Source organism: Methanimicrococcus blatticola, from assembly GCF_004363215.1.
In the GTDB taxonomy this organism is placed as follows: Archaea; Halobacteriota; Methanosarcinia; order Methanosarcinales; family Methanosarcinaceae; genus Methanimicrococcus; species Methanimicrococcus blatticola.
Window position 1 is genome coordinate 159475 of the sequence record NZ_SNYS01000008.1, and the last position, 12482, is coordinate 171956.

9 protein-coding genes are annotated in these 12482 nt (G+C 42.7%); 4 read left to right on the forward strand and 5 right to left on the reverse strand.

Annotated features, from left to right (window positions below; translation table 11 throughout):
* Positions 1-12: 12 nt before the first annotated feature.
* The 5 genes from recQ to C7391_RS05245 form a co-directional block, all read right to left on the reverse strand.
* Positions 13-2529 (reverse strand): DNA helicase RecQ, encoded by a 2517-nt coding sequence (gene recQ, locus C7391_RS05225; protein WP_133517496.1) that lies wholly within the window; start codon positions 2527-2529, stop codon positions 13-15.
* 348 nt (positions 2530-2877) lie between these two features.
* A complete protein-coding gene (locus C7391_RS05230; protein WP_133517497.1) occupies positions 2878-3072 on the reverse strand; it encodes a 30S ribosomal protein S17e in 195 nt (64 codons plus the stop codon).
* Positions 3073-3385: 313 nt separating this feature from the next.
* Positions 3386-5005, reverse strand: coding sequence for a hypothetical protein (locus tag C7391_RS08315; RefSeq protein WP_166627416.1), 1620 nt, complete (start codon positions 5003-5005; stop codon positions 3386-3388).
* Between the two features lie 170 nt (positions 5006-5175).
* Positions 5176-5919: an MBL fold metallo-hydrolase gene (locus tag C7391_RS05240; protein ID WP_133517570.1), complete on the reverse strand. Its 744-nt coding sequence runs from the start codon at positions 5917-5919 to the stop codon at positions 5176-5178.
* 140 nt (positions 5920-6059) lie between these two features.
* The gene (locus C7391_RS05245) at positions 6060-7367 is read right to left on the reverse strand and encodes an AAA family ATPase (RefSeq protein ID WP_133517498.1); all 1308 of its coding nucleotides are present in this window, start codon (positions 7365-7367) and stop codon (positions 6060-6062) included.
* A 282-nt stretch (positions 7368-7649) separates the two neighbouring features.
* Here C7391_RS05245 and purC point away from each other — a divergent pair, with 282 nt between their 5' ends.
* The 4 genes from purC (at position 7650) to dapB (ending at position 12450) form a co-directional block, all read left to right on the forward strand.
* Complete coding sequence (gene purC / locus C7391_RS05250; protein WP_133517499.1) at positions 7650-8375, forward strand: phosphoribosylaminoimidazolesuccinocarboxamide synthase; 726 nt, start codon at positions 7650-7652, stop codon at positions 8373-8375.
* A gap of 133 nt (positions 8376-8508) precedes the next feature.
* Positions 8509-10113, forward strand: a complete 1605-nt coding sequence (locus tag C7391_RS05255; protein ID WP_133517500.1) for a phytoene desaturase family protein — start codon at positions 8509-8511, stop codon at positions 10111-10113.
* Positions 10114-10765: 652 nt separating this feature from the next.
* Positions 10766-11650 carry a 4-hydroxy-tetrahydrodipicolinate synthase gene (dapA, locus tag C7391_RS05260; RefSeq protein WP_133517501.1) on the forward strand — a complete coding sequence of 295 codons (885 nt, stop codon included), beginning with the start codon at positions 10766-10768 and terminating at the stop codon, positions 11648-11650.
* A complete protein-coding gene (gene dapB / locus C7391_RS05265) occupies positions 11647-12450 on the forward strand; it encodes a 4-hydroxy-tetrahydrodipicolinate reductase (protein WP_133517502.1) in 804 nt (267 codons plus the stop codon). Before dapA ends, dapB begins: the two co-directional genes overlap by 4 nt.
* Positions 12451-12482: the final 32 nt, after the last annotated feature.

Consider the following 12482-nt stretch of genomic DNA (forward strand, 5'->3'; position numbering starts at 1 on the left):
ATAATATCAATTTTATCTTCTCTTTCTTTTCATTTCAGCAAGCATCAATGCTTTCGTTAACCGAATTTCTTCTTCCGAACATTTCACATTCATTTTTTCAATCACTACCGAATTCATTAATTTCTCTGTGAATTCAATTTGCAATTTTTCAATAGCTTCGGCGATTGCTTCCTTCTTTTGAGAGCCGATGAGAATATCCAAATTATCAATTTTATCGGCGGCAATCAGTTTTTCCAAATGCTCGACGATTTTTTGAACCGGAATTCCGCGAATTTCTGAAATTTCGCTGACGGAAAGTCCTTGTGAAAACAAACTTTGCGTTTTTTTCAAATCGTCTTCCGAAAAAGCGATGTCTGATTCATTCTCAACCGGCGCGACTTCTGCCGAAACGGCCTCGCTCTTTTTAGCAGAATTCATCGAAATCGGTGTCGGCGATTCCACTTCTCCGATATAATCACTGATCTCGTTAATGAACAGGCCGCCGTATTTCTGAAGTTTATACTCGGCAACGCCCGCGATTTTTAAAAAAGCATTTTCATCGGTCGGGAAATCCGTTGCCATTTGGCGCAGGCTTGTGTCAGCAAAAATGATGTATGGCGGCAGGTTTTTGTCTGTCGCAATCCGCTTTCTTAAATCTCTTAACCGATTGAATAAAGCGGAATCGAATTTTCCTTTGACAATATTCTTTGAAACCGCCGTTTTTGTTTTCGGTTTTTCTTTTTTCAGAACGGGCGGTTCTTCGGGTTCAAATGTTTTCTGAACGGTGACGACGGGTTTGACATAATCGTCAATGCCGTCTGCCAAGACGGACTTTTTACCGCCGTAAACAATTGCGCCGCCCGAGTTCTCGGCATAATCGTCACTGCCGATCATTTCATTTTCCGATTCAAAATCATCTTCGAAAATATCTTCTGTTTCATCGACATAAATACCGGCAGATTGACTTGTATCTGCTGCCGCATTGTCCGGAAGAACGGTTCGGCCTTTTGAAATTCTTGAGATTGGTGCTTCGGTCAGTTCCACCGTTAATTCGCCCGACATAATCTTTCGGCTGTTCGGGTTTAATTTGACAATCGGATATTTGTCGCCGCCGACGCTGAGATAGCCGGATTGCATCAGCTCGTTGCCGATTCGTTTCCATTCGTTCTTGGAAATGTGTTTGCCGGCGCCGTGAATGCTTAGTTTGTCGTGACGCATGTCTTTCACTTTTTGCGTCCGCGCCCCGTAAAGAACGTCAACGACGTGAGACATGCCGAAGCGCTGCCCCGTCTGGTTTACGCATTCCAGCAACAATTGCGCTTCAGCGGTATTGTCCACTTTCGTTCTCGGGTGGAAGCAGGAATCGCAATTGTTGCACGGCTCTTTGATATCTTCGCCGAAATAGCGCAGCAAAACATTGCGGCGGCAGTCTGTGCTTTCGCAGTAACTGATGATTTGAGAAAGCTGCTGAAACGCGAGGTCTCTTTCCTTTTTGCTCGGTTTCTTCTCAATCAAAAAACGGATTTTGTGCCAATCGCCGCGGCTGAAAAATAAAATACATTCACATTCCAAACCGTCTCGACCGCCGCGGCCGGTTTCTTGGTAATAGCTCTCCAAATTTTTCGGCAAATCATAATGAATCACAAAACGAACGTCAGGCTTATCGATTCCCATGCCGAAGGCGACTGTTGCAACAATAATGTCAACATCGTCACGAATAAATTTATCCTGGTGACGCGCACGTTTATCATCTGACAATCCGGCATGGTAAGGAAGCGCGGAGAAACCGAGTTTGTTGAGGCGCGTTGCCAAACGTTCCACCGAGTCACGGCTTTGACAATAAATAATGCCGGATTTATTGCGGTTCTTTTTGATGTATCCTTCCAGCTGCTCCATCACATCTTTCTTTTCCACAATCTGGTACGACAAATTCGGGCGGTTAAAGCTGGAAATTTTAATGACAGGATCTTGGAGTCTCAAAACATGAACAATATCCCGACGAACACGTTCGGTTGCGGTTGCCGTGAGCGCGGCAATACAGACATTCGGGAATTTTTCGCGCAATTCCGAGAGTTTTCGATATTCCGGGCGGAAATCGTGACCCCACTCCGAAACGCAGTGCGCTTCATCAATCGCAAAAAGACTGATTTTTGCTCTTTTCAAAAGCGAAAGCATGCTTGACATCATCAGACGCTCGGGCGCGACATAAAGAACTTTTAAATCCCCGCTCAAAAGACGGCTCTTGACATCCGCGCTTTCTGATTCTGATAATGTGCTGTTTAAAAACGCGGCGGAGATGCCGTTTGAAACCAGGCTGTCCACTTGGTCTTTCATCAATGAAATCAGCGGTGAAACAACGACAGCCGTTCCTTCTTTCATCAGCGCGGGAATTTGATAACAAAGAGATTTCCCGCCGCCGGTCGGCATCAAAACAAAAACGTCACGGTCATTAAGAAGCGCTTCAATCACTTCTTCCTGATTCGGGCGAAACGCGGTGTATCCGAAGTTCCTCTCAAGGACGTTTATCATTTCTTTGTTTGACGCTGCCATTTTTTTAAAACCTGTTTTTCAGTTTCTGATTTCAGTTTCTAATATTTGATTTTTAAAAGATTTAAACAATTAAAAGGACTTTGGCTTGGGGGGTGAAAGTATTCATCGGTCTACTGAAGACAGGTTCGTTGAAGACAGGTTAGTTGGGCCGGTCAGCCGAAAGCAGGTTTATTGAAGACAAGTTAGTTGAGCCTGTCAGCCGAAAGCAGGTTTGTTGAAATCAGGTCGGATGAAGACGGGTCAGCTGAAAACAGGTCGGCTGAATACAGCAACAGCTGATTAACATACAATTTTAAAAATATTTCAAAAATAAAATGAGATAAAGTAAAAAAGAGAAGTGAACCCAAATCAGTATTTGGGTGCGCGTCTGACTTTTCTTGTCACGTATCCGGCAACTTTGTTGCGGATGGTTTTGCTCTCAATGGTTGTGTATTTTGTCACAAGAGCCTTGTTCTGGTCAAAGTCTTCTGTAAAAACGTCACCGTAGTTGTTTAAAAGTTTGAATGAAATGGTTTTGATATTGGAGTGTCTAATATTTCCCATGATTATCCTCTGTTTATTTGTTAATTTATTTAAATTCTTAATTTGCTTACCGTTTTTGTTTTAATTTAATCTTCAATAAGTGAATGATTGTGAAATGATGATTTAAAGACTGAAATTGTTAAAGCGTTCGCCGCATTTAATTTCTAATAAATCAAATCGAAAGTTTACGATTGAAGGGTTCGTTTCGATTTATACTTTTTGCAAACTCATCGTAAAGGTTGCTCAAATATTTTTCTTTATTTAAATAAATTCCGTTTCAAACAGAATTTAACAAACCCTTCAATTATCATTTCATTCTTTCGCTTCTCTTTTTTTAGTAAATGAAATCAAGAATTCTTTTTTTTGATCCGGTTTTTTCAGACTCATCGGTCTTCATTCCGATTCGGTATCCGGAATCTGACGTGCTGTCATTTCCGTAATCGATGAAGTTTCCGCTGGCTGTAATCTTTTTCTTTCCGAAATGGATTTTGCTTTCATCACTGAAATCAATGGTCATCTCTTCTTCGGGATCTTCGATTTTGGATGTGCTCATTTTTTCATCCGTTTTGCTTTCAGGGACTTCTTCATAGACACTTGCGGCATAAACCTCTTTGTCTTCTCCGTAAAGTTCATCGGCCCCGTAAGTTTCCGTTCCGTCTCCCAAACTGATCATTTCATCGTCATTAATCTCAAAAGGGACAGGATCTTCCGGTTCTCCATATTCAAAATTACTTCCGACTGCCGCTTCCTCTGCGTAAGCTTCAATGGTTTCGTTATCATATACCTTGATTTTTCCAAGCTCAATCATTTCTTTTTTTCCGTCATCCTGGTTGGATTCGTCTTGTTTGGCTTCATACTCAAGGGTTTTTTTGGAAAAACTTTCCTTTATTGTGTATTCCTCAAGGGATTTTCTGTCTTTTGCGTCTAATTGTCTGAGACGTTTCTGAACAAGAACTGATTTTCTTCTGAGGTCCTCAGAAATTGTGATGCCGGATTCGCTATCCGTTCCCAAGGGTGTTAATAATTTTAATTCGTTGCCTCTGATGATGTGTTCGGTCAAAACCATACTGATTTCATTGATTTTCTCGTCCACGAAAACACTGGTTCCGCCGCCGTTTCGAATTGCAGTGGTATATTGTTCTTCGATTTTGCCGGCAACTGATTCTTTAACATTGTCCAGCATCAGCTCATCAATCTGCTTTTCCAATCTAATCAGTTTCTCGTTTCCTAAGTACGATTCAATAATATCTTTTGTCATTGATTTGCGTGCCAAGTATGCGCCAAAAGCCGTCAATCCGACTTTTACCGACTCTGCCAAATCCGCGGCAATCTCGGGCTCTGTTTCAAAAATCACATCAACTGAGCCGTTTTGGATTTCTACTAAAGAAATGTCTTCCGGACATTCAGATCTCAGTAATGAGTTGTATGTCAGAAGCGCTCTGTTCCAGTGATACAAAGAGTCAGCAAACTTCTCTAAGCGTTTGGTTGTCTGATTGTCTTTGAAAATCAGTGAAACCAATGCCTGGCCTTCTTCTGATTCAATCTCTTCATTTTCAACATATTTTGAAAACACGCCGTTGATTCCGGCAATTTCCTGCTCGTTCTTTTCGATTTTGTTCAACAAATCTTTTAAAAGATGTTGGAAATTTTGATAATAAGCCTCAGCTTCGATTTCCGTATTTTTGTCCAACTCTTCGAGTTTCATTTTTGTTTTTAAATCGGTAAACGGTTTTGTTTCTTTGAGAAGTAACGCCAAATCATCGTCAATTTCATTGTCTTCAATTTCCTCAAGCGTTTTTCGAATTTTCATTGACAAATCTTTCATAAATGTCAAATTTTTATTCTGAGGCAATTGAATGGCTTGTATATAATCTTGCAAATCTCTTTTAAAACCCGATTTGATGACAAAATCTTGAAACAGATTTATCTCTTGAATCAAATTTTCAATATTCATGATGTATCCTCACATACCCTTGCACTAAATCCCATTATTAATGATTAATAAAACCGGCAACTCCCTATGAAGCCGATTTATATATTAATCGAAAAAATTTTTAAATGCAAGAATAATTTAATGATAAACTTTATTTAAAAGTTATCATTGATTTCCAACTTTTCAGTCAATTAGTCATATTTGAAAAAAAGTCCGTCATATCCGAGGGGGAGTGTCTTCGCTTCCTCATCGTGAGGTCCGTAAAAATGACCCAAATGGGTTAAAACAGTCTGCTTCGCGTGAATTATCTCCGCGACTTCAAGGGCTTCTTTGGCATTCATATGTTTTGCAACGTTCATATGTGCCGGAACAATCGCATCAACGATAAATAAATCCGGATTTTGAATATATTCCAAACTTTTTTCGGGGATTTCTCTTTCTGTGTCGCCGCTGATAACGACTTTGTGTTTCCCGTCTGAAATCATGACGCCTGCCGGATGTTTTTCCGGGAAGTGTTTGACTTCAAACAATGAAAATTCAAGTCCGATTAATGAAAATGGTTCATAAAATTCAGCGTAGTGCTTGACAGGGTCAAGAAAGTGAACCATTTCTGAAATGTAATCAACGGTATCTTTGAAACCGTAAACATGAACTTCGCGCTGAATGCGGTAAAATTCGGGAAAGCCGCCATAGTGATCGTAATGGCCGTGCGTCCAAATCACGCCGTCAATGTGTCCGATGTCTGCCCTGAGCAGCTGAACACGCATGTCGGGGCTGGTGTCAATGAGGACGTTGCCCTGCTCGGTCTGAACCAGCACAGAAAAACGAGTTCTGTTGCTTTTCGTTCCGGTTTTCGCATCCGTGCACGCAGCGCAGGAGCAGCCGATTTCCGGGGTTCCGGGCGCGTCTCCCGTTCCAAGCAGCGTAATTTTCATTGACATGTGTTTTCATATGTCTCTTCAATGATATTTGATTCTTTTGCAAGTCTGTCGCCGCACGCGAGCCGCACCGCTTTTCAAAACAAATCAAAAAGAAAAAGCTCAGGTTTAAAAATAAAGAAAAAAAGTTGAAGCGTTTATTCTTCAATAAACGCCGTCATTTTCAAGCCGGATCTTCTGTCAAACGATTTGACCGCGCTTTCCAAATCGGATTGAACCAAATTGTAACGGTTTTCCAAAAGCGCAGATAAAACGGCTTCGCGAACAACCATTCTCAAGTCGGAACCTGTGTATTCTTCCGTTTTTTTGGCAATGGATTCGGTGTCGATGTCGCCTTCAATTCTTCTCAAAATCGTGTCGAGAATATCTTTTCTCATTTCAAGCGTCGGGCGCTCAAAGTCAACGATTTCATCAAAACGGCGCCAAACGGCTTCGTCCAATTTCCTGGTGTGGTTGGTGGCGGCAATGAGCAAAACGCCGTCTTCAACAAGACTCGTGTTGTCAATCGCTTTTAAGAGGGTGTTGACGGCTTGCTTGATTGCGGCATGTTCGCCCTCTGCGGTTCTCGAGGTTGCGATGAAGTCGAATTCATCAATAAACATAATGCACGGATCGAATTTCTTAGCGAGCGCAAAAACGCGGTCAATATTTTTCGATGTTTCACCGAGATATTGATCGGTAATCATGGAAAGGTGAACTTCCACAATCGGGATTGATAATTTCTTGGAAAGTGCGCGGGCAAAAGATGTTTTACCGGTGCCGGGCGGGCCGACAAACAAAACTTTTCCGATGTCGTAAAGGCCGATGTTTCTGAAGTGTTCTTTATTTTTAATTGCCAATTCAATTTTTTGAAGTTCATTTTTTTGGCGTTCCGTTAAAATGAGCTCGTCCATGGATTCGCGGACTTCTTCCGGTGCTTTGATATAAGCAAGTTTCAGCCATTCACGACCGTTTCCTTTTCCTTCCGAAAGCTCTTCAATGATGGATTCAATCCATTCACGGGAAGCTTCTTTCGGCGGGTTTTTGGAAGCGACGGCTTTGTAATCAACGCCGGCATCTTTTTCTTCAGCGACATTGCCGAAATAATAAGCCAAAACGGGGTTTTCCAATATTCTGTCGCGTGCGCCTTCTTGTTTCTTAAACCATTCGGCTGCGGCATCCAAGCTGCCTTCCGTTAAGCGGGCGTTTCCGGTGTACGCATCAACAATAGCGTATGCAAACGGTTTCCCGTTGATTTTGAGCGCGCTTTCGGTATCTTCAATGCCGAACATGGTTTTAATCATTGTTTTGTTGGGTTTGATCGGCTTGGCGACATTTCTGGTTTTTGCGTCCCATAATGTTTTGCGGATTTTTGAAGGAATGTCATTGACAATTAACTCTTCTTGATTGTTGTAAATCTCGGCGGTTAAAAGCAATTCAATGACATCTAATGTTTCGGAAGACATGATTTAATTTTCCTTTGTTTTTTGTATTTATTTTTAAGAATAATAGTTGAATTTGAAGTTAGAAGTAACATCTTCATTCGTAATATAACTTTGCATCTTCTTCTTTTCGAACATTTTTTACTTCTAATTGCTGCCGTTTTTACGGTTTTCTTCTCTCTTCCTATCATTTTCTTTTATTTTTGATTCTATTCTTGTTTTCATCGGACAAACTTTTTAAATAGCTTCGGTGAATAAACGACATTTTCAATTATTATTGTAAATGAATCAACAGAAGTGATGCTCATGTCTGAAATTCAAAAACTTGAACCGATTTATTCGGGCAAAGCCAAGACGATTTACACAACCAACGATCCTGCAAAATATATTGCGGAATTCCGTGACAGTTTAACGGCTTTTAACGGCGATAAAAAAAGCGAAGCACCGAAAAAAGGGTATTACAACGCCCAAATCTCCCGCAAAATCTTTGAGATGCTTGAAGAAAACGGCATCAAAACACATTATCAAGGGATGGCGTCTGACGTTGACATGATTGTCGACATCGTAGATATCGTTAAGCTGGAAGTGATTGTTCGAAACATCGCGGCCGGCTCCATTACGAAAAAATATCCGATGCCTGCCGGAAAAGTCTTTGAAAAACCGATTGTTGTTTTTGACTTCAAGAGCGATGAATATCAGGATCCGATGATCAATGAAGACATCGCGTATGCGCTCGGCGTTGCCACTTATGAAGAAATGGCTTCTCTCAAAGAAACCGCGCTTAAAATCAACAGTATTCTCGTCCCGTATTTCGACAAGAACGGTTATCTTTTGCCCGATTTCAAACTTGAATTTGGAAGAGTCAACGGACAAATTGTTCTCGCCGATGAAATTTCGTGCGACACTTGCCGCATTTGGGACAAAGTCACCAAAGAATCTTTTGACAAAGATATTTTCAGATTCGATAAAGGCGATTTGACAAAGGCGTATGAAACCGTCGCCAAAAAACTTGTTCCTGAGATTTTTGAATAATTTTTTTCAATTATCTCTTCTTTTCTTTTTGATTTTTCAAAAACGAATGCCGTTTGCAAACGGCGTCGCATACCTTTTTATTCTTTGACGATTTTACAAATTCGTTATCAATTATAATTCAGGTGTTATTATTATGCAAAACGAAAAGTATGACGCGATTGTTGTCGGCGGCGGTATCAGCGGTTTGATGTCGGCGCTTGTGCTTTCAAAACACGGAAACCGTGTTCTTGTTCTTGAAAAAGACGAAGTTGTCGGCGGAAACTGCCGCAGCTATCAGGTCGACGGCTTTACGGTGGACACCGGTCCGCACGCCATCACGGCGCTTCGCGGTGGTCCGCTGCCGCTTCTCATGGATCAATATTACGATGTCGTGCCGCAGTTTCAGCCGTACGGCAATTATTACATCCGCACGCCGGATGCATCTTTGGTGGGCTGCCCGACCAATGTCCGTGATTTTTTAATGTTTGATTATCTGCCGGTCAAAGACCGCATGAAACTGGCTAAAACCATCGGCGCGGTAATGCTTAAAGTCAGCCGCGGCGAAGATTATTCCGACCGCTCCGTCTACGATTGTCTGCCCGAAGGACTCGGTCCCGAAACATTGGGCTTTGCCAATACTTTTTCTATGTTTATGTCCGGGCGCGGCATGAAAGAAACGTCTGTTCAGAGAATGGCGGCCGGCGCGGGTGTCGCGAAAGAGAAAAACAAGCTGACACCTGAAGAATACAAAGCGATTGTGAAAGGAAAGGCTGGCAAAAAAGAAGAGAAAAAAGAAGACAAAAAAGACGAAAAGAAAGAAAAGGACGAAACGAAAGAGAAAGACGGAAAGAAAGGAAAGGATGAAAAGAAAGGCAAAGGAAAGAAGAAATCAAAAACTTCTCAGCCGGCTGATAACAATGACTCCGTTCTTGCCGCGTTTAAGAAAACACTGACGCACAAAGGCGGTTTTTCAACGCAGGGCTATCCGATTGGAGGGGTTCAGGCGGTGACGGATTGTACACTTCGTTCCATGCCCGCGCTCACTGAAATTCAAACGGAAACGCGCGTTCAAAAAATATTGGCGGAATTTGATTCCGAATCGGGCAAAGACAAAGCCATCGGGGTTGAAACAGCAGATGCTGAATATTACGCCGATTTGATTATTCATACCGGATTTGCAAGTGCCTTGCCGCAAATGATGGAGTTGCCGGCCGAATATGTGAATCAATTGAAAGGAATCGACCACACGGTCAGTTTAAGTGTTTGGCTCGGACTCGACGAAATGCGCCCCGAATTTGATTATGTCGGGTCGGAAGTCTGGTTTAAAGAAATGCCTTACTGGGGCGGGCCGATCAGCAATTATGATCCGAATTTGGCGCCGGAAGGATGTCAGTCTGTCGGGTTCGCATTCATTCCGCAGCAAAAAGATGTCAAAGCGAAAGTCGATGACGCTTATAACCAGCTTTTTGAACTCCTCCCCGATATTGAAAAACATGTCGCAATGCGTCATGATCAAATTACGGTTCCCGAAAAAGCCGCAATTACCGTTCGCGGTGAATTCGCCGACATCCGCTCGCCGATTGAAAATCTTTACATCGCCGGAACAGACACCGACAAAAGAAGTATGGGTGTCACGCGCGCCGCCTATTCCGTCATGGAATTAATCGGCAAACTTCACGCCGACGGCATGTTGAAAAGACAGAACGATTTCAAAGGGTATAATTTTAAAAGAGATTATTTGCCGCCGATTCCGAAATAATCTTTTCTTTTTTTTCTTCTTTTTCTCTTTCTCTTTTTCTTTTTCCTTCTTTTAAGCGGCGGTCGCGCGCGAAATGGGTGGTTTTTTCAGTTTAATTAAGATGAAGCCGCGTTTTTGTAGCGTTTTTGTAAAATGATTTAAAACAACGTAACCGCCTCCAACGACGCGTTTCACGAGCGAAGCGAGTGAAAGAAGGCGTTGGAGATTCGCCCCGCGCGATTGATAAAAAACAAAGCAGGGGAGTGTATAAGTTGCAGTTGCATATTCAGCCGGAATGATTTCATCAACGGCGAGGAATAAGCCGCATTTTTCAATTTTGCTCGCTCTCGCTCACAAAATCGAAAATTGCGGTCGTACTTGAAGTTTATTTCAATTTGAAAAATCAGTTTTTTTTAAACAAATTATAAACAAATAATTTTGACAAATTAAACTCATATCCAATTTTTATTTCCAAAACAAAAATTCCGCTTCTTTTTTTCAATCAAGCAATAATTTTAATTACTTCTATACTTTAATTTTTGATTGAACGGTTTATTCTTGATATTATTTATAATGAAAAATGTTTGATGAAAACCGTATCATGCCGCTTTTCCTCGTTAGCGGTCAAACCATTTATCATAAACCTTTCAAGAGTTGGGTTGGTGCAAAAGTTATGAGTCAAAAGTTTAGAGGCGTTATTCCCGCCTTAATTACGCCGTTTACGGCGGATAATCACATTGATGTCGAAGGATTCAGAAGAAATATTGAATTCACGATAAAAGGCGGCGTCAGCGCGATTGTTCCGTGCGGTACAACCGGCGAATCCGCAACCATGTCCGCCACAGAACATATGCAAGTGACAGACATTGCAGTTGAAGCGTCCACCGTTCCCGTCATTGCCGGAACAGGATCAAACAATACCGCTGAAGCGATTGAATTTACCAAACATGCGGCCGATTCAGGCGCCGCAGCTGTTCTTGTCATTACGCCTTATTACAACAAACCGACACAAAGCGGTTTAAAAGCTCATTTTGAAAAAATCGCCGACTCTGTCGACATTCCGATGATTCTTTACAACGTTCCGTCACGAACAAGCGTTGACATGAGCGTTCCGACAATTGCTGAGCTTGCCAAACACCCGAATATCGTCGGCATCAAAGAGGCGACGGGCGACATGGGCAAAGCCACCGAAATTATCAACAAAACAAAAGACGAGGACTTTGTTTTGCTTTCCGGCGACGACGTTGCCACTTTGCCGCTGATGTCAATCGGCGCAACCGGCGTTATTTCCGTAGTCGCAAACATTCTTCCTGAAAAAATGGTTCAAATGGTCAACGCCTTTGAAACCGGAAAACTTCAGGACGCATTGAAACTTCACCACGAGCTTGCACCGCTCATGAAAACGCTGTTCATCGAAACCAACCCGGCACCGATCAAAACTGCCGCGGGCCTTGCCGGTCTCGCTGCCGGTCCGCTGAGATTGCCGCTTGTTCCGCTCCAGCCGCTCAACCTTGAAATTTTAATGCATGAACTCAAGAAGTGCGGGGTTTTAAAATGAGTGATGTCAGAGCAGCCGTCATCGGCGCGTGCGGCCGAATGGGAACGCTGATCATTCAGCGCATTATGGCAACGGAAGGAATCACTCTTTCCGCCGCGTTTGACGTGGCTTTCATCGGTCAGGACATCGGCGAAGTCACCCGTCTCGGCAAAATGGACATCCTCGTTTCCGATTCCAAAGATTTGGAAACCGTTTTAAATGAAACAAAAACGGATGTCGTCATTGATTTTACAATTGCCGCGGCAACTGCCGTTAACGCACCTGCCGCAGCCGCAGCCGGCGTTAATTTAATCATCGGCACAACCGGAATCGGCCCTGAACAGCGTGCCGCAATCGACGAAGCAATCGTTAAAAACAACATTGCAGCCGTCATTTCAACCAATTATTCAATCGGTGTCAACGTTTTCTTCAAATTGCTTGAAGAAGCGGCTCAATATTTAAGAGACGACTATGACATCGAAATCATCGAAGCGCATCACAATCAAAAGAAAGACGCGCCCAGCGGAACCGCAATGACTGCCGCTGAAATCCTCAGCGAAGCACTCGGCGGAAAAGACCTTGTTTTCGGTCGTGAAGGCATTTGCCCGCGCGGCAAAGAAATCGGTGTTCACGCCGTTCGCGGCGGTGACATTATCGGAGATCACAACGTCATGTTTATCGGCAACTCCGAACGCATTGAACTCAGGCACCAGGCGCACACACGCGAAATTTTCGTCGGCGGCGCGGTTTTGGCTGCCAAATGGGTCAACGCTCAGGAAAAAGGCAAAGTTTACAATATGGCAGATGTTTTGAATTTCTGATTCTGCCTCTCTTTATTTTTTAAATTTTCCTA